The organism is Gammaproteobacteria bacterium, assembly GCA_016712635.1.
Lineage (GTDB): Bacteria > Pseudomonadota > Gammaproteobacteria > SZUA-140 > SZUA-140 > JADJWH01.
Genome location: JADJQS010000006.1, coordinates 466,178 through 487,025 on the forward strand (window position 1 = coordinate 466,178; position 20,848 = coordinate 487,025).

Below are 20,848 nucleotides of genomic sequence, written 5' to 3' on the forward strand. Positions count from 1 at the left end.
ATCTGTCCCCTGCTTAATCCGCTGCTTCGCCTCAGATCGCGCGCCGCACGACCGCAGCGAGATCCGGGCGCGCCATGTCCGGACCCCAGGAGAATGACGCGCGCTGTCGCCAGGCGCCGGCGAGCGCGTCCCGGACATCCTCCGCGCCCGGCGCGGCAAGCCGGGCCAGCCGCTCGTTGAGGGCGGTGACGCGGTCCAGATAGGCGATCTCGTGCGCGATACGCTCCATCACACATTCCGGATCGTCTTCTTCCAGAGTCCAGCGCGCCTGCTGTTGCGCCAGATTGAGGATGATCTCCTCGCGTGTCGGGCCGCGTTCGATCAGGCTCGCCATCACCGATTCGACCGCGGTGCGGCAGGCCTCGGCCTGGCCGGCTTCGCACTGCAGGCGGATCCACCACAGGCCGCAGTCGGAATAGAGTTCGACGCGCGACTCGACGGCGTAGGCGAGTCCGCGGCGCTCGCGCAGATCGTACTGCAGGCGTGCGGTGAGCGGTGCGCCGGCGGCGATCCGTTCGCCGAGCAGGAACGCCCAGTGCGCCGGGTCGGTGAGGGTCGGCACCGGCATCACCCAGAGCAGATCCGCGCCGGCCCCGGCGGACGGCCCGCGCGCCGCGCACGGAGTAAAGTCGGGCGGGTCTGCGACATCGCGCGTGCCGGCGGGCAGCCGCTCCAGCGCCCGGCAGGCCTCCACCAGTTCGTCGTGATCGACCGCGCCCGCCGCGACGACACACAGCGCGGCGCCGCGCAGGCGTTCACTGAAATAGTCCTGCAGTGCCGCGATGGAGACACTGTGAAGAGCGGTTTCATCACCAAGGATGGGCCGGCCGAGCGGATGCGCGCCCAGGACGAGCCCGAGCGCGGTCGCTTCCTGTCCCTCCCACGGAGAATCCGCGGCCAGCTGCCGCTCGCGCCGCACCGCCGGCAGTTCCGCGGCGAGATCCACGGCCGTGAGGCGCGGTTCGGTCAGGAGGGTGGTGAACAGGCACGCGAGCAGCCGCAGGCGGTCGCCGGTGACCAGGCCGTGAAAGGCGGTGAGTTCGCGCATGGTGCGGGCGTTGATTTGCCCTCCCATGCCCTCGAAATGCCTGGCGTAACGTCCGCCGCCGCGGAACAGGAGGTGCTCGAGAAGGTGCGCGAAGCCGGACTGGCCAGGGCGTTCGTGGCGCGACCCGTTGCGCAGCCAGAAGCCGAGCGCTGCGCTGCGCCGGCCGGGCAGGGGACGGCTCAGGATGCGTACCCCGTTGGCGAACCCGGTGCAGACGGTCACGGCAGCTCCAGGGCGGCGCCGGTCTGCGCTGATGGATACGCTACCGGCGCCGCGCCGGTGTAATAGTCCGACCGCGCCTGCAGGGTGCGCAGCGCGTCGTCGTCTGCGGCGTTCCGGCGCGCGAGCGGGATGTCGAAGGTGATCGTGGCGCCGAAGCGCTCGGGCGCCTGCGGGTCGCGCCGCACCTTGTCGAACACCAGCAGGCGGGTGCCGAGCGCGAACGCCTCCCTGAGGTCGTGCGTGATCATGAACACCGTCATACCGGTCGTGCGCCACAGCCCGAGCAGCAGCTTGTGCATATCGGCGCGGATGCCCGGATCGAGGGCGCCGAAGGGTTCGTCCAGCAGCAGGATCTTCGGTTGCTTGATCAGGGCCTGCGCGATGGCGAGGCGCTGCTGCATGCCGCCGGACAGTGCGCTCGGGTATTTGGCGGCCGCGGTCTCCAGGCCGACTGCCTGCAGGGCCTCGTCAACACGGGCAAGGGCCTGCCGGCGCGCCGCGCCGAACAGGCGTCCGGTCAGGCGTGAGGCGCCGAGTTCAAGACCGAGCAGGACGTTGTCGCGCACCGTCAGGTGCGGGAACACTGAATAGCGCTGGAACACGATGCCGCGCTCGGGGCCGGGTTCGCCGCGCAGCGGCTGCCCGTCCAGCTCGATCGCGCCGCGGCTGGGGGACTCCTGGCCGAGCACCATGCGCAGAAAGGTGGTCTTGCCACAGCCGGAGGCGCCGACGATGGTGCAGAACTCGCGCGGCGGCACGGCCAGGTTGATGCGTTCGAGCACGACCTGCGCCCCGTACTGCTTCCAGACGTTGCGGATCGCGAGCCGGCTCATGTGCGCGGCTCGTCCGCATGGTGCCAGGGGAACAACCGCCGCGACAGGCGCCTGAGCAGCAGATCGAAACTGAAGGCGAGCAGGGTGATCCAGGCGACGTAGGGCAGGATGATGTCCATCGCCAGGTAGCGCCGCACCAGGAAGATGCGGTAGCCGAGGCCGTCGGTCGCCGCGATAGCCTCGGCGGCGATCAGGAACAGCCAGGCGGCGCCGAGCGACAGCCGTACCGCGTCGATCAGGCGCGGCAGGATCTGCGGCAGCACCACGCGCAGGATGACGAGCCAGGTGGAGGCGCCGAGCGTCTGCGCCTTGATGAGCTGCTCCGGCGGGATCTCGCTCGTGCGCAGCGCGAGGTCGCGGATCAGGAAGGGCGTGATGCCGATGACGATGAGCACGACCTTCGACACCTCGCCCAGCCCGAACACGATGAACAGGATGGGCAGGATTGCGAGCGGCGGGATCAGCGAGAGCACCGCGACCAGCGGTGCGAACGCCGCGCGCACACGCGGGATGATTCCGATCAGGATGCCGGCCGCCAGCGCCAGCGCCGCGCTGATGAAGATGCCGCTGAGCAGCCGCAACAGGCTGCTCGCGGTGTCCTTCCACAGCAGGATATCCCCGCTGCGCGCGTCCGGTTCGATGGCGAGCTGCTGGATCGCCGCGCCGAGGGCGGCGAGGGAAGGCAGCAGCTTGTCGTTCGGGTTTTCCGCGAGGCGCAGGTCCGAGCCGACGATATAGGCCGCGACAATCAGCAGGAAGGGCAGCGAGCCCAGGGCGAGCGCGCCGGACCTTCCGGGATGCTGATTGAGCAGGCGCGGCATGGCTCAGAGTTTGCCGTCCGCGGCCATCTTCATGTAGGACGAGGTGAAGCGCAGCTTGACGTTGCCCTTGTCGCCGAGCAGCTTGTCGCCGGGGAAGCCGATGCCGACCGCATCGACGCTGCGCGCGCCCTCGCCGAGGATGCCGTGGTCGAAGGAGAACCTGCGCACATGGTCCATGGTCTTGACCAGGTCCGCGCTGTCGGTGAATTTCACCGCCTCGGCGGCCGTATAGAACATCCTGGTGGTCTTGAGCTGGCTCTCGAAGCCGGCGAGATCGGTGCCTGAGGCCTGGCCCATGTGGGTGCGCGCCGCGGCGCCCGCCGCATCGTTGCGCGACATGGCGGCCAGGGTCTCGTACCAGGCGCCGGTGAGCGCCTTGCCCAGGGCAGGATTGGTCTTCAGGGTGGCGCTGTTGACCACCATCATGTCGATGATCTCACCGGGGATCCGGCTCGAATCGAACACGGGTGTGGCACCGGGCATGGCGGCGACTTCGCTCAGCTGCGGGTTCCAGGTGACCAGCGCGGTGACGTCGGGCGAGGAGAACGCGGCAACGATGTCGGCGTCCGAGGTGTTGACGACGGTGATGTCCTTCTCCTTCAGGCCGACCGTGTCGAGCGCGCGCGCGAGCAGGTAGTGCGAGACGGAGAGCTCGACGAGGTTGACCTTCTGGCCTTTGATGTCCTTCAGCGCGGCGGCCTTCTTCAGGACGATGCCGTCGTTGCCATTGGAGAAGTCACCGATGATCAGGGCCGTCGAATCGACGCCGCCCGCGGCCGGGATCGTCAGCGCGTCCATATTGGTCATCACGCAGCCGTCGAAGGCGCCGGCGGTGTACTGGTTGATCGATTCGATGTAGTCGTTGATCTGCACCACCTCGATCTCGATGCCGTACTTGTCGGCCCACTTCTTCACGATACCCTGGCTGGCGGCGTATTCCCACGGCATCCAGCCGACGTAGATGCTCCAGGCGACGCGGAACTTGGTCTTTTCGGCGGCCAGCGCGCCGGGTGCGACGCTGCACAGCAGGAGGGCGAGGGCGACCAGCAGCGGCGATAAGGCAGAGATTCGAAACATTTTCATGATATTCCCCTTGGGTTCTGTTGCATCAGACCGAACGCCGGGGAGGTGCGCACCAAGACGGACCGGGGGAAGCCGGCAGGCACCGTCTGGACAACGCTCATCCGCGGCCTGTGCCTCCCGGGCTTTTATCCCGCCGTGTATCCGGAAAAAACAGGGGAAGGTGGTGAAAAATGGGGACAGATTTATTTTTTCTCAAAGCCGCGGTTAGGGGACAGATTTAAAATCTGTCCCCGAAACGTTTAACGAAAAAATAAATCTGTCCCCATTTCTCCCTTTATCCCTGCGTTCCCGGACTGCATCCCTCGGACCAGACACCTTCAGTGTGCGCGAAGACCGGAACCCTAGATGCTCTGCAGGGGATTTAGCAATTAACATGCCGCGCGCCCGGGCGCGGCGCACAACTGTCCGGCGCGTTTTCTAACTGACTGTCTGATATCGGTTTCGACAAAAATGCCTGCGACGATCCACACGCGCGTCGATTCATGCCCTGAGTTCAGGCGCATCTGCGTGCCCCACGATGGTGTGTGATCGCGATGTTTTGCTCGCTATTGGTGCCGATTTATTCGCCGGGATCCGGTCAGCCGGGGCGCCGCGACTGGTGCGCAACATCGACAATCAGTGCGAAGTGTTTGCAATTCGAGCAGTTAGCCAGATCGCCCGGGACAAGCATCACCGTGAGCGGCAGGCTGGTATGTCTATTGCAATAACTGGCAGTGAACGGTGCAGACCAGCGGGGACATATATATTGAATCTGTCCCCGATCGCTTGCTCCGTCATTCAAGGCTATAAGGACGACTAGGGTTCCGGTCTGTTGCGTTGGGGACAGATTTTAAATCTGTCCCCGATCCCGATAGATGTCTGGTCCGAGAGTTGTCGACCTCCGATGCGGAGGTTACACGGCGGGATAAAAGCCCGGGAGAGCACGGCCTCTCACGACTTTTGTTCGACGGTAACCGATTATATTTGGAGGAAGACATGTCTGATTTTTCCCGTTTTCGTTCCCGCACCCTCAAGCCGTCCAGCGGCAACCCTTCGCACCGGCACCATCCTTCGTTCGACAAGACGCAGTTGCACGGCTGGAAGGCCGCGCACAAGGAGGCGGAACTGCCGCACACCGGCTGGGACGCCGAGGAGAAGCGCTGCCTGGAACTGGGCCTGCAGGGCGCGGACAGCATCCAGGACAAGTCCATACCGACCTTTGCCCGCGGCGAGCTGCCGCACTACGCCGGCATCAACACCTTCATGAAGGCGCCGTACTGCGAGGACATCAAGGATGTGGGCAAGTTCGACGCGGCGATCATCGGCGTGCCGTTCGACGGCGGCACCACCTACCGGCCGGGGACACGCTTCGGGCCGCAGGGCATCCGCCGCATCTCGGCGCTCTACACACCCTATAACTACGAACTCGGCGTCGACCTGCGCGAACAGATGACCCTGTGCGACACCGGTGACGTGTTCACCATCCCGGCCAATATCGAGAAGACCTTCGACCAGATCAGCCGCGCGGTCGGTTACGTGTTCGCGAGCGGGGCGCTGCCGATCATCCTGGGCGGTGACCATTCGATCGGCTTTGCCACCGTGCGCGGTATCGCGCAGCAGACGGACAAACGGATCGGGATCATCCATTTCGACCGTCACGCCGACATCCAGGAGAAGGACCTCGACGAGCGCATGCACACCACGCCGTGGTTCCATGCCACCAATCTGCCCAACGTGCCGGCGTCCAATCTGGTGCAGATCGGCATCGGCGGCTGGCAGGTGCCGCGCCAGGCGGTGAAGGAGGCGCGCAAGCGCGACACCACCATCATCACCATGCACGATGTCGAGCGCCTCGGGCTGGACAAGGTGGCCGAGATCGCGCTCGAGACGGCCTGGAAGGATGCGGACGCGGTCTATCTGAGCTTCGACATCGACAGCGTCGACGCCGGCTTCGTGCCCGGCACCGGCTGGCCGGAGCCGGGCGGCTTCCTGCCGCGCGAGATCCTGTATCTGCTGGGGGCGGTCGCGCGCGAGGGCATCTGCGGCATGGAGGTGGTGGAGGTATCGCCGCCCTACGATGTCTCCGATATCACCTCGCTGATGGCCATGCGCGGCATCGTCGACGTGCTCGGCACTCTGGTCGCGCACGGCAAGATGGGCGCGCACCGGCATATCATCCGGGGCCGATGATCCGGATATGCCGGCCGCCCTTCCCAATCATGAGACGGGGACAGATTTATTTAATCTGTCCCCGATCGCGCGAAAAATAAATCTGTCCCGGAGTATTCGGAGTATTTCACGTGAATCCGCTGCGCCATTCGATGACATTATTGTGAAAGCGCGCCGCGTCGTGGTGCAAATATATTCGCGTTTTCGTTGCATAAAAACGTCGATGAAACATATTTCGTTAATAAATAACGAAATATTATTTGTGGCACAAAGGCTGCTATGTGTCCTGCGTACTTTGTTCGAACAAAGCACAGGAAAGACTCAGGATCGTTTCATCAACTTGCTAAATAGGTAGAGGGAGACAAAGGAAATGTATACGAAAAATTTCAGTCGTCTGGTTCTTGCGGCCAGTCTGGCGACGCCCGCGCTGTTCCTGGCGCCGGTCAGTGCCCAGGCCGGCACCATAGCTAACATCAGCGTCGCCAATATGTATCTGTGGCGTGGTCTGGACGTCAGTGCGTCCGATGCCCAGGTGAGCGGCACCCTGCAGTACAACGCAGATAGTGGCTTCTACGTCGGCGGCTGGGCCTCCAGCACCTGGGCCGGAGCCGGCTACGAACTCGACCTGTACGGCGGCTACGCCGGTTCCGCGGGCGATTTCAAGTACGACATCTCTTATTGGGAGTACCTGTATCCCGAGGCGGGATTCGTCGCCAACGATGACGTCGGACTCGGCGATACCGATGCGTCGGACCTCGTGCTCAGCCTGGGTTACGACATGTTCTCCGCCGCGGCCTATATCAACATGGACAGCGACATCGACGACGACATCTATTACACGCTGGGCGCCGCGATGGGCAAATTCGGCGTGACGTTTGGCTTCTGGACGCGCGATGACGGCGACGATGTGGGCGAAACGACGGGTGATGAATACAGCCATATCACCCTGAGCTACAACCCGATCGAGACGCTGACCTTCAAGGCGAGCATGGCCAGCTCGGATGATGGTTCCACGGAAGAAGACCCGCTGGTCCAGGTTTCCTACACCTGGGGCTTCGATCTGTAAGTAATGATGTTGCTGGAGTACGCAGTCTTGACCAGGAGGGGCGGCGCCGCAGGGGCGCCGCCCCTCGATCCGTTTCATCACTCATCACAAATATAAGGAAAGGGAACCATGAACAACCACAAATTGCTGAGTTGGAGAAGTTGGTACGGTCCGCTGGCCGCCGCCACCCTCGCAGCGGGCGCGCTGACCGCGCAGGCGGCGGATACGATCAAGGTCGGCGTGCTGCACTCGCTGTCCGGCACCATGGCGATCAGCGAGACGACGCTGAAGGACACCGTGCTGATGCTGGTTGACGCGCAGAACAAGAAGGGCGGCCTGCTCGGCAAGCAGCTCGAGGCGGTGGTGGTCGATCCGGCCTCGAACTGGCCGCTGTTCGCCGAGAAGGCGCGCGAGTTGATCCAGAAGGACAAGGTCGCGGTCGTCTTCGGCTGCTGGACCTCGGTATCGCGCAAGTCCGTGCTGCCGGTGTTCGAGGAACTGAACAGCCTGCTGTTCTATCCGGTGCAGTATGAGGGCGAGGAATCCTCCAAGAATGTGTTCTACACCGGCGCCGCGCCCAACCAGCAGGCGATCCCGGCGGTGGACTACCTGATGAAGGATCTCAGTGTGAAGCGCTGGGTGCTCGCCGGCACCGACTATGTCTACCCGCGCACCACCAACAAGATCCTCGAGGCCTACCTGAAGGCGAAGGGCGTCAAGGCCGAGGACATCATGATCAACTACACGCCGTTCGGCCATTCGGACTGGCAGAGCATCGTATCCGACATCAAGAAGTTCGGCTCCGAGGGCAAGAAGACGGCGGTGGTCTCGACCATCAACGGCGACGCCAACGTGCCGTTCTACAAGGAACTGGGCAACCAGGGCATCAGCGCGGACGCCATCCCGGTGGTGGCCTTCTCGGTCGGCGAGGAGGAGCTGCCGGCCTCGATACCAAGCCGCTGGTCGGCCACCTGGCCGCCTGGAACTACTTCATGAGCGTGGACGCGCCCGCGAACGACGCCTTCATCAAGCAGTGGCAGACCTTCATCAAGAATCCGAAGCGCGTGACCAACGACCCGATGGAGGCGCACGTGATCGGCTTCAACATGTGGGTCAAGGCGGTGGAGAAGGCCGGCACGACCGACACCGACGCGGTAGAGAAGGCCATCATCGGCATCGAGACGCCGAACATGACCGGCGGCATCTCGAAGATGCTGCCCAACCACCACATCACCAAGCCGGTGCTGATCGGCGAAATCCAGGATGACGGCCAGTTCGAGGTCGTATGGGAGACCGACGGCCTGGTGCCCGGCGACGCCTGGTCCGACTTCCTGCCCGGCAGCAAGGACATCGAGGCCGACTGGGTCACGCTGAAGTGCGGTAACTACAATACCAAGACCAAGAAGTGCTCCGGCCAGAATTTCTGAGCCGGCCCGGACACCGGCGCCGGGCATAACCGGCGCCGGCGCCCGCCTTAATTGGCGATCATCGTTCTGGCGGTCATCCCCGTGAATTTAGGGGATCCATGTGTGCTGGCTACTCATTGAGTCTGGATTCCCGCATGCGCGGGAATGACGAATCCGGGAAACCGGAACCACCAAATTAAAGAGTACACCCGATGCCACGATCGATCGTTCCCGCATGGAAGCTGCACCTGCGCGCGCTGTGGCTGCTGGTCTGGCTGCTGCCCCTCCCTGGCATGGCGCAGGACACCGTCACGGACCAGGCCTTGCGGGATACTGTCGCCGGCCTCACCAATCCCGATTTCGCCGCCAAACAGGCGGTGATTGAACAACTGATGCAGATGCCGCACCGGCGCAGCGCCGCCATCCTGACGGCGATGCTGAACGGCGATCTGAATTATCGCAAGGACGACGGGCGCGTCGTCATCGCACAGGCGGGCGAGGCGGATTACCGTCTGACCGATCCGGTCACGGGCGAGGATCTCGGCAGCGCCGAAAAATCCGGCCTCAAGAAGATCACGGTGAACAATCAGCTGCGCGGCGTGTTGCGCAATGCGATAGGTCAGCTGAACCTGTCGAGCGGCGATCCGGCCGACCGCCTGGCGGCGGTGCGCGAGACGATCAAGGACATGTCGCCGACATCGATTGAATTGCTGCGCGCGGCGCTGGCGCGCGAAAAAGACAGCCGGGTTCTCGAGCAGATGCAGAACGCGCTTGCGCTCGTCGACATGGGGAGCCCGGACAAGTCCGTACGACTCGGCGCGCTGGAACGCCTGGGCGGCAGCCTGGAGCCGGAGGTGCGCAACCGTCTGGCGGCCCTGATCGAACAGGACGGCAACGGCGCCTTCGTCGAGGCCGATCCCGATATCCGCCAGGCCGCCGTGGTCGCGCTGGCGCGCATCGACAACCGGGTGAAGATCTTCGGGCTGATGGAGACGGTATTCTTCGGCATCAGCCTGGGTTCCGTGCTGCTGCTGGCGGCGATCGGTCTGGCGATCACCTTCGGCGTCATGGGGGTCATCAACATGGCGCACGGCGAGCTGATGATGATCGGCGCCTATACCACCTATGTCGTGCAGCTCATGATGCCGGCGCACATCGATCTGTCGCTGTTCGTCGCGGTGCCGCTCGCGTTCGTGGTCGCGGGCCTGTTCGGCATACTGATCGAGCGCGGCGTGATTCGCTTCCTGTACGGCCGCCCGCTGGAAACGCTGCTCGCCACCTTCGGCATCAGCCTGGTGCTGCAGCAGATGGTGCGCTCGATCTTCTCGCCGCTCAACCGCTCGGTGGCGACGCCGTCCTGGATGAGCGGCTCGCTGGAGATCAACAGCGTGCTGTCGCTGACCTACAACCGCCTGTACATCGTCCTGTTCAGCCTGCTGGTGTTCGCCGCGCTGCTGCTGATCCTGAAGAAGAGCCGGCTCGGCCTGCAGGTGCGCGCGGTGGCGCAGAACCGCGCCATGGCGCGCGCCATGGGCGTGCGCTCGGACTGGGTCGACGCGCTGACCTTCGGCCTCGGCTCCGGCATCGCCGGCGTAGCCGGTGTGGCGCTCAGCCAGCTCACCAACGTCGGCCCCAACCTCGGCCAGGCGTACATCATCGATTCCTTCATGGTGGTGGTGTTCGGCGGCGTGGGCAACCTGTGGGGTACGCTGGTCGGCGCGCTCTCGCTCGGCGTGGTGAACAAGTTCCTCGAGCCGTGGTCCGGGGCGGTGCTCGCCAAGATCTTCGTACTGGTGGCGATCATCCTGTTCATCCAGAAGCGCCCGCGCGGACTGTTTCCGCAGAAGGGCCGGGCGGCGGAGGACTGAGCCATGCTGTCGCGCGGCCTCGTACGCAGCCTGCTCGAAAACGATCGCGGCGGTCGAATCTTCCTGCTGATGCTCGCCACGGTCGCGCTCGCGATCCCGGTCGCGAACCTCGTGATCCCCGAAGGCTCGCCGCTGCACCTGTCGGCCTATACGGTCACGCTGCTGGGCAAGTATCTGTGCTACGCACTGCTGGCGCTGGCGCTCGACCTGATCTGGGGCTATTGCGGCATCCTGAGCCTGGGCCATGGCGCATTCTTCGCGCTGGGCGGCTACGCCATGGGCATGTACCTGATGCGCCAGATCGGCGACCGCGGGGTCTACGGCAACCCGGTGCTGCCGGACTTCATGGTGTTCCTGAACTGGCAGGAGCTGCCCTGGTACTGGTTCGGCTTCGACCAGTTCTGGTTCGCCCTGCTGATGATCGTGCTGGTGCCCGGCCTGCTCGCCTTCGTGTTCGGCTGGTTCGCCTTCCGCTCGCGCGTCACCGGGGTGTATCTCTCCATCATCACCCAGGCGCTGACCTTCGCGCTGATGCTCGCCTTCTTCCGCAACGACATGGGCTTCGGCGGCAACAACGGCCTGACCGATTTCAAGGACCTCCTCGGCTTCAATCTGCAGTCCGACGCGACGCGCGTCGCCCTGTTCCTGATCTCGGCGCTGGCGCTGGCGCTCGGCTACCTGGCCTGCCGCTACATCGTCAACTCCAAGCTCGGCCGCGTCGTGGTGGCGGTGCGCGACGCCGAGAGCCGCGCGCGCTTCATCGGCTACCGGGTCGAGCACTACAAGCTGTGGGTGTTCGTCTTCTCGGCGGTGCTGGCGGGCATCGCCGGCGCGCTCTACGTGCCGCAGGTCGGCATCATCAACCCGAGCGAGTTCTCGCCGCTCAATTCCATCGAGCTGGTGGTGTGGGTCGCGGTCGGCGGGCGCGGCACGCTCTACGGCGCGGTGCTCGGCGCCGTTCTGGTCAACTATGCCAAGACCTGGTTCACGACCGAGCTGCCCGACATCTGGCTGTTCGCGCTCGGCGGCCTGTTCGTGCTGGTGACCATCCTGATGCCGCAGGGGATCGTCGGACTGCTCGCGAAGCTGCGCGGCAGGAAGGCCGTGGTGCGCAAGGCGGGGGAGGCGACGTGAGCGACGGACGGGTCCCGCTGGACTCCGAAGGCCTGGCCCATGCCTCCATGGAGGGCGAGGTCGATACCAGCCATGGACCAATCCTGTATCTCGAGAACATCTCGGTCAGCTTCGACGGTTTCAAGGCGCTGAACAACCTGACGTTGTACGTCGATGACGGCGAGCTGCGCTGCATCATTGGCCCGAACGGCGCCGGCAAGACGACCATGATGGACGTCATCACCGGCAAGACGCGGCCGGATTCGGGCACCGTGTTCTTCGGCCAGACGCTGGACCTGACCCGCCTGTCCGAACACGAGATCGCGAGCGCCGGCATCGGCCGCAAGTTCCAGAAGCCGACCATCTTTCCCGCCCATACCGTGTTCGAGAACCTCGAGCTGGCCATGCAGGCCGACAAGCGCGTGTGGGTCTCGCTGTGGGCGCGCCTGTCCGGCGAGCAGCGCGACCGTATCGACGAGATACTGACACTGATCGGCCTGACCGGCCAGCGCGGTCAGCGCGCGCAGTCGCTGTCGCACGGCCAGAAGCAGTGGCTGGAGATCGGCATGCTGCTGATGCAGAATCCCCGCCTGCTGCTGGTCGACGAGCCGGTGGCGGGCATGACGCACCAGGAGATGGACCGCACCGCCGAGTTGCTCACGTCCCTGGCCGGCCGCCATTCGGTGGTGGTGGTGGAGCATGACATGGATTTCGTGCGATCCATCGCGCGCACGGTCACCGTGCTGCACGAGGGCAGCGTGCTCGCCGAGGGCGGCATGGACCAGGTGCAGAACGACCCGCGTGTGATCGAGGTCTACCTGGGACACTGACATGCTGGAGATCCGCGCGCTCAACCAGTTCTACGGCGAGAGCCACACCCTGTGGGACGTCGACCTGACCCTGCCGCGCGGAGGCTGCCTGTGCCTGATGGGGCGCAACGGCGTGGGCAAGACGACGCTGCTGCGCTCGATCATGGGCCTGCAGCCCGTCGCCTCCGGCACGATCCGCTTCGACGGCCAGGACCTGCACGCGCGCACCGCCGAGGCGCGCGCGCCGCTCGGCATCGGCTACGTGCCGCAGGGGCGCGAGATCTTTCCGCTGCTGACGGTGGAGGAGAACCTGCGCATCGGCCTGCCGGCGCGGCGCGACCGCAGCCGCGAGATCCCGGAGCGTATCTTCGAGCTGTTCCCGGTGCTGAAACAGATGCTGCGCCGGCGCGGCGGCGACCTCTCCGGCGGGCAGCAGCAACAGCTCGCCATCGGCCGCGCGCTGGTGCTGGAGCCGACCCTGCTGATCCTCGACGAACCCACCGAGGGTATCCAGCCCAACATCGTGCAGGAGATCGGCGACATCATCCGCCGCCTCAACGCCGAGCAGAACCTCACCATCCTGCTGGTCGAGCAGAAGCTTCCGTTCGCGCGACGCGTGGCGAAGGAATTCTGCCTGATGGACCGGGGGAGGATGGTGGCAACCGGGGATATCGGACAGCTCAGCGAGGGGTTGATTGATCAGTATCTGAAAGTCTAGTGAGGAGTGAGGTGTCAGGCGTGAGGAATTATTAATTATCTTACTCCTCACACCTCACTCCTCACTCCTCACACCTCACTCCTTACGCCTCACGTCTATTTATCCCGCAATAATTCGTTGATACCCACCTTCGACCGGGTCTTCTCGTCCACCTGTTTGATGATGACCGCGCAGTACAGGCTGTGGCTGCCGTCCTTGGCGGGCAGATTGCCGGAGACGACGACGGCGCCGGGCGGGATGCGGCCATAGGTGACCTCGCCGGTCATGCGATTGTAGATCTTGGTACTCTGCCCGATGTAGACGCCCATCGAGATCACCGCGCCCTCGCCGACGATGACGCCCTCGACGACCTCGGAGCGCGCGCCGATGAAGCAGTTGTCCTCGATGATGGTCGGGCTGGCCTGCACCGGTTCCAGCACGCCGCCGATGCCGACGCCGCCGGACAGGTGGACGTTCTTGCCGATCTGCGCGCAGGAGCCGACGGTCGCCCAGGTATCGACCATGGTGCCGCTGTCGACGTAGGCGCCGATATTGACGTAGGAGGGCATCAGCACCACGCCGGAGGCGATGTAGGCGCCCTTGCGCGCGCTGGCCGGCGGCACCACGCGCACGCCGGCGTCGCGGAATTCGCGCGGGTTGTAGGCCGCGTACTTGGGCTGCACCTTGTCATAGTAGTTGGTGAAGCCGCCCTTCATGAAAGTATTGTCCTCGATGCGGAACGACAGCAGCACCGCCTTCTTCAGCCACTGGTTGACGACCCATTCGCCGCCCTTCTTCTCGGCGACGCGCAGCTTGCCCTGGTCGAGCTGGTCGATCACCGTGTTGACCGCCTCCTTGACGTGGGTCTCCACGGTGCGCGGGGTGATGTCGGCGCGGCGCTCGAAGGCTTCATCGATGATGCGTTGCAGGTCGTTCATGCAGTTCTCCATTTCAAATAGGGGACAGATTTATAAATCTGTCCCCAGCTTCCTATCAAGAGGGGACAGATTTATAAATCTGTCCCCGCCTTTCCACTCAAATCCGTCCCCGGCAGTTAGTTTCGCTCGATGAAGTTTCGTATCCGCCACGCCGCCTCCACGCACTCCTCCAGCGGCGGCACCAGGGCCATGCGCACGCGGCCGCGGCCCGGGTCGAGGCCATGGGCGGGGCGCGACAGGTAGCTGCCCGGCAGCACGGTGACATTCTCCGCCGCGAACAGGCCGCGCGCAAACCCGGCGTCGTCACCCGGAGTCTGCGGCCACAGATAGAAGCTCGCCGCGGGACGGTCGACCGCGAGCACGGGCTTGAGTATGTCCAGCACGGCGGTGAATTTCTCGCGGTACAGCGCGCGGTTCCGGATCACGTGCTCCTCGTCGCCCCAGGCCAGCCGGCTGGCGGCCTGGGTGTGCGGCGGCATCGCACTGCCGTGGTACGTACGGTAACGGTGGAACTGCTCGATGATCGCGGCGTCGCCGGCGACGAAGCCGGAGCGCAGGCCGGGGACGTTCGAACGTTTCGACAGGCTCTGGAAGATGATGCAGTGTTTATATTCGGTGTTGCCGAGCGCATGCGCTGCCTGGAGCAGACCGGGCGGCGGCGACTCCTCGTCGTCGTAGAGTTCCGAGTAGCATTCGTCGGCGGCGATGATGAAATCGAAACGCTCGGCGAGTTCCAGCAGTTCGCGCATCGTGTCCAGGCCGATTACCGTGCCGGTGGGATTGCCTGGCGAGCACAGATAGAGCAACTGGCAGCGCTGCCAGGCTTCGGCCGGGACGGCGGCGAAATCCGGCAGCCAGTGCGTACCGGCGGTGGTGTTGATGTACCAGGGCTCGGCGCCGGCGAGCAGGGCGGCGCCTTCGTAGATCTGGTAGAACGGATTCGGCATCATGACGAGAGGGCGGCGCGTGCGGTCGATCACCGTCTGCGCGATCGCGAACAGGGCCTCACGCGTGCCGTTCACCGGCAGGATGTGGCGCTCGGGGTCGAGGCTTGCACCGGACAGTCTGTAGCGCCGCTGCAGCCAGGTCGAGATCGCCGCGCGCAGCTCCGGGTTGCCGCGCGTCAGCGGGTACTGCGCCAGTCCGTGCAGGTGGGTGATGATCTCCTCGGCGATGAAGCCGGGCGGCTGGTGTTTCGGTTCACCCATGGCCAGGCTGAGCGCGGACCTGCCCGCCGGGGGCGGGACGCCGTGCTTGAGGCGGGCCAGGCGTTCGAACGGGTAGGGCTGCAGTCGGGTCAGGTCAGGATTCATCTGAATTATCAATAAAGCGGTGTAACTAACTATAATTTATTAAACTATCTCATCTGAACCCCGGCCGGCGGCGGTGCGCGGGAAAATCGGGTCGGGATCTTCGCCGTCCTGTATCATGGCCCGGCGGTTTTCCGGGTCATCGGGCAACCGTCCCGAAAACGAAAATACCCCTGTCCCCGATTCGAAGTCGCACAGTATAAGACAAGCGGTCATGCCATCCAAACTCGCCGCCACCACTGTCCTGCCGCTTGCCGCCCTGCTGTTCGGCGCCGCCTTCTGGGGGGTGTCGTGGTTTCCCTTGCGCGTGCTCGAGGCGCGCGGACTCGTCGGCCTGTGGTCCACGCTGATCATCTACGGCACCGCGCTCGCCATCGGCCTCGCCGCCCTGGCCTTGCGCCGCGAGCGCCTGCGCTGGGACGGATGGGTGGTTCTGCTGCTGGCCGCGAGCGGCTGGTGCAACGTCGCCTTCATCCTCGCCGTGCTCGAGGGCAACGTGGTGCGCGTGCTGCTGCTGTTCTACCTGTCGCCGCTGTGGACGGTGATACTGGCGCGCCTGCTGCTGCAGGAGCAACTGTCGCTGGCCGCGCGCATCACCATGGCGGTGGCGATGGCGGGCGCCCTGATCATGCTGTGGGACACGACGACCGGCGCGCCCTGGCCGCGTGGCACCGCCGACTGGCTGGCCCTCACCTCCGGCTTCGCCTTCGCACTCAGCAATGTGACCATCCGCCGCATGCAGCATGTGTCGGTGTGGGGCAAGACCGTGGCGGCCTGGGCCGGCGTGGTGCTGGTCGCCGTCGCCTGGATCGCGCTGGAAGGCCTTGCGTTCCCGCCGGTCGGCGCGGGGGTGATCACCGGCGCGGTCGCCCTCGGCGCGTTCGGCATGGCGGTGATGACGATCGCGGTGGTCTACGGCATGACGCACATGCCGGCGCACCGCGCCGCGGTGGTGCTGCTGTTCGAGCTCGTGGTGGGGGCCGCCTCCGCGCAGTGGCTGACCGACGAGGTCGTCAAGCCGCAGGAATGGGCGGGCGGCGCGCTGATCCTGCTCGCCGGCTGGTTCGCCGCACGCGCCCAGATGCGAAGTTCCCATTAATTATTACGAGCAGGGACATGGGGGTGCGAGAGGAATCGCGAAACCTTCTGAGTATTGCATCACCTCGACCTCGTGATTGTGGCAGGGGCGCGCCCGTTGCGGCGGCCCGCGTTGGCTCTGGTCCATCCTCCCCGCGCAGGCGGGGATCTGGTGTTATCAGAAGCGTGCAAAGATCTAATCCAGGATCACGGCCTGCGCGGGATGGACGTGTTGGTGCACGCTGATCGATCTGCGGCGGCTGGGCTTCACATTATCCGTCCAAGCGGTGGCGGCTATCCGCCCAACCCGCGGCTTTGAGCGGGGACAGATTTGAAATCTGTCCCCGGCTGTACGATTGTCCCCGGCCTTGCGATTGAGGAATCGGGGGCATTCTGGTAACGTGTCACCATTCTTGAACGGAGCGGAATTCAGCAGACCTGCATGACCAAATTCATCTTTGTTACCGGCGGCGTGGTGTCTTCCCTGGGCAAGGGGATCGCGTCGGCCTCCCTCGGCACCATCCTCGAAGCGCGCGGCCTCAAAGTCACCCTGATCAAGCTCGATCCGTACATCAACGTCGATCCGGGCACCATGAGCCCGTTCCAGCACGGCGAGGTGTTCGTCACCGACGACGGTGCCGAGACGGACCTGGATCTCGGGCACTATGAACGCTTCGTCCACGCGCGCATGTCGCGCCGCAACAACTACACCACCGGGCGCATCTACGCGAGCGTGATCGCCAAGGAGCGCCGCGGCGACTACCTCGGCGCCACCGTGCAGGTGATCCCGCACATCACCGACGAGATCAAGCGCTGCATCCGCGACGGCGCCGGCGACGCCGACATCGCGCTGGTCGAGATCGGCGGCACGGTAGGTGACATCGAATCGCTGCCGTTCCTGGAGGCGATCCGCCAGCTCGGCGTCGAACTCGGCCACGACAATGCGCTTTACATGCACCTGACGCTGGTGCCGTACATCCCGGCGGCGGGCGAGATCAAGACCAAGCCGACCCAGCACTCGGTGAAGGAACTGCTGTCGATCGGCATCCAGCCCGACATCCTGATGTGCCGCGGTGACCGTCCGCTGCCGCGCGACGAGCGGCGCAAGATCGCGCTGTTCACCAACGTGCAGGAACGCGCCGTGATTTCGGCGATCGATGTCGACTGCATCTACAAGATTCCGGTGCTGCTGCACGAGCAGGGACTGGACGACCTGGTGGCGGAAAAATTCCGCCTCGACGTGCCCAAGGCCGACCTGTCCTCCTGGCAGCGCATCGTCGAGGCGCTGGAGCACCCGACCGGCGAGGTGACCGTCGCACTGGTCGGCAAGTACACCGACCTGACCGACGCCTACAAGTCGCTGTCCGAGGCGCTGATCCACGCCGGCATCCACACACGCACGCGGGTGCGCATCCGCTACATCGACGCCGAGGAGATCCAGCGCAGCGGGGTCGGCGTCCTGCGCGGGATGGACGCGATCCTCGTCGCCGGCGGCTTCGGCGAGCGTGGCATCGATGGCAAGATCAGGGCCGCCGGGCACGCGCGCGAACAGAAGATCCCCTATCTCGGCATCTGCCTCGGCATGCAGGTCGCCGTCATCGAATACGCGCGCAGCAAGGCCGGGCTCGCCGGCGCGCACAGCACCGAATTCAATCCCGCCACGCCATACCCGGTCATCGCCATGGTGACGGAGTGGACAACGGCGGAGGGACAGGTCGAGCGCCGTACGCAGGATTCCGACCTCGGCGGCACCATGCGCCTCGGCGCGCAGCAGTGCCGGTTGGAGCCGGGCACCCGGGCGCGCGAGCTGTACGGGCAGGACGTAATTTCCGAACGCCACCGCCACCGCTACGAGGTCAACAACCGTTTCCTCGACGCGCTGCAGCAGGCCGGCCTGGTCGTGTCCGGCCGCTCGCTCGACGGCCAGCTGGTGGAGATGATCGAGCTGCGCGACCACCCGTGGTTTGTTGCCAGCCAGTTCCATCCGGAGTTCACCTCCAATCCGCGCGACGGCCACCCGTTGTTCAGCGGATTCATACGCCAGGCGCGCGTCGTGGCCGAACAGGGAGTGAAGCGCGCGCTGGTGGGTGCGTGACGCCATGAAACTGTGCGGTTTCGAGGCCGGGATCGACCGGCCGATCTTCCTCATCGCCGGACCCTGCGTGATCGAGAGCCGTGCGCTGGCGCTGGAGACCGCCCAGGCCCTGAAGGAACTGGCCGGGCGGGTCGGCGTCCCGTTCATCTACAAATCCTCCTTCGACAAGGCCAACCGGACCTCGAGCAAGAGCTACCGCGGCCCCGGCCTGGAGGAGGGCCTGCACATCCTGGAAGAGGTGAAGAACCGCATCGGCGTGCCGGTGCTGACCGACGTGCACGAGGATACCCCGCTGGCGGAAGTCGCGGCGGTGGTCGACGTGCTGCAGACGCCGGCCTTCCTGTGCCGCCAGACCAATTTCATCCAGAACGTCGCCCGCCAGGGCCGGCCGGTCAACATCAAGAAAGGCCAGTTCCTTTCCCCCTGGGACATGAAGAACGTGGTGGATAAGGCGCGCGAGACCGGCAACGACCACATCATGGTATGCGAGCGCGGCGTGTCCTTCGGCTACAACACCCTGGTGTCCGACATGCGCGGACTGGCCGTCATGCGCGAGACCGGCTGCCCGGTGGTGTTCGACGCCACCCATTCGGTACAGCAGCCGGGCGGGCGCGGCGCCTCCTCGGGCGGTCAGCGCGAGTTCGTGCCGGTGCTGGCCCGCGCTGCGGTGGCGGCCGGCGTCAGCGGCCTGTTCATGGAGACCCACCCGGACCCCGAGCGCGCGCTCAGCGACGGTCCCAACGCCTGGCCGCTGGGCCGGATGGAGGAGCTGCTGCGGACCCTGTGTGCGCTGGACGCGGTGGTCAAGCGCGACGGTTTCATCGAGTCCGATTTTTGAATTTCCCCGCGAAGAGCGTAAACTGTGCGCCGGGAAACCGGCAGATTGAAAATCAAAAAATGGGGACAGATTTAATTTTTGACCGGTTGCTCTTCATTTAACGGAGATCATCCCGCAAAAATAAAATCTGTCCCCATTTTTTATCCAACTTGATTTGATTAAGGAATACGATGGCGAAGATAGTTGATGTGGTCGGGCGCGAGATCCTCGATTCGCGCGGCAATCCGACGGTCGAAGCGGACGTGATACTGGATTCCGGCGCGCGCGGCACCGCCGCGGTGCCCTCCGGCGCATCCACCGGGTCTCGCGAGGCGATCGAGCTGCGTGACGGCGATGCGCGCCGCTACGGCGGCAAGGGAGTCACCAGGGCGGTCGCGCACATCCATAAGGAGATCCGCGGCGCGCTGCTCGGCAAGGACGCGGCGGACCAGACGGCGCTCGACCGCGTCATGATCAATCTCGACGGCACGCCGAACAAATCGCGCCTCGGCGCCAATGCCATCCTGGCGGTATCGCTGGCGGCGGCGCGCGCCGCGGCCGAGGCGCGCGGCCTGCCGCTCTACCGCCATCTCGGCGGTGACGGCCCGTTCACGCTGCCGGTGCCGATGATGAACGTCGTCAACGGCGGCGTGCACGCCGACAACCGGCTCGACATGCAGGAGTTCATGATCATGCCGGTCGGCGCGCCGAACTTCCGCGAGGCGCTGCGCATCGGCGCCGAGGTGTTCCACACCCTGAAGAAGGTGCTGCACGAGCGCGGTCTCAATACCGGCGTGGGCGACGAGGGCGGCTTCGCGCCCGACCTCGAATCCAACCAGCAGGCGATCGAGGTGATCCTCGAGGCCGTCGGCCGCGCCGGCTACCAGGCCGGCAAGGACGTCTACATCGCGCTCGACCCGGCCAGCTCGGAGTTCTACAGGGACGGCGCCTATCAGCTCGAGGCCGAAGGCCGGAAGCTCAGCTCGGCGCAGTTCGCCGACTACCTGACCGATTGGGCGAACCGCTACCCGATCGTCTCGATCGAGGACGGCATGGCGGAAAACGACTGGGACGGCTGGGATCTGCTGACGCGCAAGATCGGCGACCGTGTCCAGCTCGTCGGCGACGACCTGTTCGTCACCAACACCCAGATCCTCAAGGAAGGCATCGAGCGCAGCATCGCGAACTCGATCCTGATCAAGGTCAACCAGATCGGCACGCTGACCGAATCGCTGGCCGCGATCCGCATGGCCAAGGACGCCGGCTACAGCGTGGTGATTTCGCACCGCTCCGGCGAGACCGAGGACACCTTCATCGCCGACCTCGCGGTCGCGACCAGCGCCGGCCAGATCAAGACCGGCTCGCTGTCGCGCTCCGACCGCGTGGCGAAGTACAACCGGCTGGTGCGCATCGAAGAGGCGCTCGCCGGCGGCGGGACCTACGCCGGGCGCGGCGCCCTGCGGGCGTTCCGCAAGGCATGAGACGCGCGTCTTGGCGAGCGGAGCCCTGATCAGGAGA

At 65.1% G+C, this 20,848-nt stretch carries 16 protein-coding genes and 1 pseudogene; 11 read left to right on the forward strand and 6 right to left on the reverse strand.

The window, feature by feature from the left end:
* Positions 1–31 precede the first annotated feature (31 nt).
* The 4 genes from IPK65_09090 to IPK65_09105 are packed head-to-tail and all read right to left on the reverse strand — an operon-like array spanning position 32 to position 4,001.
* The gene (locus tag IPK65_09090) at positions 32–1,270 is read right to left on the reverse strand and encodes an insulinase family protein (protein MBK8163282.1); all 1,239 of its coding nucleotides are present in this window, start codon (positions 1,268–1,270) and stop codon (positions 32–34) included.
* Positions 1,267–2,103: an ABC transporter ATP-binding protein gene (locus IPK65_09095; protein MBK8163283.1), complete on the reverse strand. Its 837-nt coding sequence runs from the start codon at positions 2,101–2,103 to the stop codon at positions 1,267–1,269. The genes IPK65_09090 and IPK65_09095 overlap by 4 nt, the downstream gene beginning before the upstream one ends.
* Entirely contained in the window at positions 2,100–2,924 is an 825-nt protein-coding gene (locus IPK65_09100; protein MBK8163284.1) for an ABC transporter permease subunit, read from the reverse strand. Before IPK65_09100 ends, IPK65_09095 begins: the two co-directional genes overlap by 4 nt.
* A 3-nt stretch (positions 2,925–2,927) precedes the next feature.
* Positions 2,928–4,001 (reverse strand): ABC transporter substrate-binding protein, encoded by a 1,074-nt coding sequence (locus IPK65_09105; GenBank protein ID MBK8163285.1) that lies wholly within the window; start codon positions 3,999–4,001, stop codon positions 2,928–2,930.
* A gap of 981 nt (positions 4,002–4,982) precedes the next feature.
* Between IPK65_09105 and IPK65_09110 the strand changes: the two genes are divergently transcribed.
* The 7 genes and pseudogenes from IPK65_09110 (at position 4,983) to urtE (ending at position 13,114) form a co-directional block, all read left to right on the forward strand.
* The gene (locus IPK65_09110; GenBank protein MBK8163286.1) at positions 4,983–6,176 is read left to right on the forward strand and encodes an agmatinase family protein; all 1,194 of its coding nucleotides are present in this window, start codon (positions 4,983–4,985) and stop codon (positions 6,174–6,176) included.
* A gap of 349 nt (positions 6,177–6,525) precedes the next feature.
* Positions 6,526–7,221 (forward strand): hypothetical protein, encoded by a 696-nt coding sequence (locus IPK65_09115; GenBank protein ID MBK8163287.1) that lies wholly within the window; start codon positions 6,526–6,528, stop codon positions 7,219–7,221.
* Between the two features lie 108 nt (positions 7,222–7,329).
* A pseudogene (gene urtA / locus IPK65_09120) lies at positions 7,330–8,627 on the forward strand (urea ABC transporter substrate-binding protein).
* A gap of 191 nt (positions 8,628–8,818) precedes the next feature.
* Positions 8,819–10,474: an urea ABC transporter permease subunit UrtB gene (urtB, locus tag IPK65_09125; protein MBK8163288.1), complete on the forward strand. Its 1,656-nt coding sequence runs from the start codon at positions 8,819–8,821 to the stop codon at positions 10,472–10,474.
* A 3-nt stretch (positions 10,475–10,477) separates the two neighbouring features.
* Positions 10,478–11,608: an urea ABC transporter permease subunit UrtC gene (gene urtC, locus IPK65_09130; protein ID MBK8163289.1), complete on the forward strand. Its 1,131-nt coding sequence runs from the start codon at positions 10,478–10,480 to the stop codon at positions 11,606–11,608.
* Positions 11,609–11,655: 47 nt separating this feature from the next.
* Positions 11,656–12,417 (forward strand): urea ABC transporter ATP-binding protein UrtD, encoded by a 762-nt coding sequence (urtD, locus tag IPK65_09135; GenBank protein MBK8163290.1) that lies wholly within the window; start codon positions 11,656–11,658, stop codon positions 12,415–12,417.
* 1 nt (position 12,418) lies between these two features.
* The gene (gene urtE / locus IPK65_09140; protein MBK8163291.1) at positions 12,419–13,114 is read left to right on the forward strand and encodes an urea ABC transporter ATP-binding subunit UrtE; all 696 of its coding nucleotides are present in this window, start codon (positions 12,419–12,421) and stop codon (positions 13,112–13,114) included.
* Between the two features lie 95 nt (positions 13,115–13,209).
* Here the strand turns inward: urtE and dapD are convergent, their stop codons facing one another.
* Entirely contained in the window at positions 13,210–14,031 is an 822-nt protein-coding gene (gene dapD, locus IPK65_09145; protein ID MBK8163292.1) for a 2,3,4,5-tetrahydropyridine-2,6-dicarboxylate N-succinyltransferase, read from the reverse strand.
* A gap of 116 nt (positions 14,032–14,147) precedes the next feature.
* A complete protein-coding gene (dapC, locus tag IPK65_09150; protein MBK8163293.1) occupies positions 14,148–15,344 on the reverse strand; it encodes a succinyldiaminopimelate transaminase in 1,197 nt (398 codons plus the stop codon).
* A 211-nt stretch (positions 15,345–15,555) separates the two neighbouring features.
* Here dapC and IPK65_09155 point away from each other — a divergent pair, with 211 nt between their 5' ends.
* The 4 genes from IPK65_09155 (at position 15,556) to eno (ending at position 20,811) form a co-directional block, all read left to right on the forward strand.
* A complete protein-coding gene (locus tag IPK65_09155) occupies positions 15,556–16,440 on the forward strand; it encodes a DMT family transporter (GenBank protein ID MBK8163294.1) in 885 nt (294 codons plus the stop codon).
* Between the two features lie 420 nt (positions 16,441–16,860).
* Positions 16,861–18,513 (forward strand): CTP synthase, encoded by a 1,653-nt coding sequence (locus tag IPK65_09160; GenBank protein ID MBK8163295.1) that lies wholly within the window; start codon positions 16,861–16,863, stop codon positions 18,511–18,513.
* A 4-nt stretch (positions 18,514–18,517) separates the two neighbouring features.
* Positions 18,518–19,351: a 3-deoxy-8-phosphooctulonate synthase gene (kdsA, locus tag IPK65_09165; protein ID MBK8163296.1), complete on the forward strand. Its 834-nt coding sequence runs from the start codon at positions 18,518–18,520 to the stop codon at positions 19,349–19,351.
* Between the two features lie 170 nt (positions 19,352–19,521).
* Complete coding sequence (gene eno, locus IPK65_09170; GenBank protein ID MBK8163297.1) at positions 19,522–20,811, forward strand: phosphopyruvate hydratase; 1,290 nt, start codon at positions 19,522–19,524, stop codon at positions 20,809–20,811.
* Positions 20,812–20,848 lie beyond the last annotated feature (37 nt).

Excerpts from the sequence above, each read along its gene's own strand:
- IPK65_09095 (MBK8163283.1), bottom strand. The coding sequence starts at position 2,103 with ATGAGCCGGCTCGCGATCCGCAACGTCTGGAAGCAGTACGGGGCGCAG.
- IPK65_09100 (MBK8163284.1), bottom strand. The coding sequence starts at position 2,924 with ATGCCGCGCCTGCTCAATCAGCATCCCGGAAGGTCCGGCGCGCTCGCC.
- IPK65_09105 (MBK8163285.1), bottom strand. The coding sequence starts at position 4,001 with ATGTTTCGAATCTCTGCCTTATCGCCGCTGCTGGTCGCCCTCGCCCTC.
- IPK65_09110 (MBK8163286.1), top strand. The coding sequence starts at position 4,983 with ATGTCTGATTTTTCCCGTTTTCGTTCCCGCACCCTCAAGCCGTCCAGC.
- IPK65_09115 (MBK8163287.1), top strand. The coding sequence starts at position 6,526 with ATGTATACGAAAAATTTCAGTCGTCTGGTTCTTGCGGCCAGTCTGGCG.
- urtB (MBK8163288.1), top strand. The coding sequence starts at position 8,819 with ATGCCACGATCGATCGTTCCCGCATGGAAGCTGCACCTGCGCGCGCTG.
- urtC (MBK8163289.1), top strand. The coding sequence starts at position 10,478 with ATGCTGTCGCGCGGCCTCGTACGCAGCCTGCTCGAAAACGATCGCGGC.
- urtD (MBK8163290.1), top strand. The coding sequence starts at position 11,656 with ATGGAGGGCGAGGTCGATACCAGCCATGGACCAATCCTGTATCTCGAG.
- urtE (MBK8163291.1), top strand. The coding sequence starts at position 12,419 with ATGCTGGAGATCCGCGCGCTCAACCAGTTCTACGGCGAGAGCCACACC.
- dapD (MBK8163292.1), bottom strand. The coding sequence starts at position 14,031 with ATGAACGACCTGCAACGCATCATCGATGAAGCCTTCGAGCGCCGCGCC.
- dapC (MBK8163293.1), bottom strand. The coding sequence starts at position 15,344 with ATGAATCCTGACCTGACCCGACTGCAGCCCTACCCGTTCGAACGCCTG.
- IPK65_09155 (MBK8163294.1), top strand. The coding sequence starts at position 15,556 with ATGCCATCCAAACTCGCCGCCACCACTGTCCTGCCGCTTGCCGCCCTG.
- IPK65_09160 (MBK8163295.1), top strand. The coding sequence starts at position 16,861 with ATGACCAAATTCATCTTTGTTACCGGCGGCGTGGTGTCTTCCCTGGGC.
- kdsA (MBK8163296.1), top strand. The coding sequence starts at position 18,518 with ATGAAACTGTGCGGTTTCGAGGCCGGGATCGACCGGCCGATCTTCCTC.
- eno (MBK8163297.1), top strand. The coding sequence starts at position 19,522 with ATGGCGAAGATAGTTGATGTGGTCGGGCGCGAGATCCTCGATTCGCGC.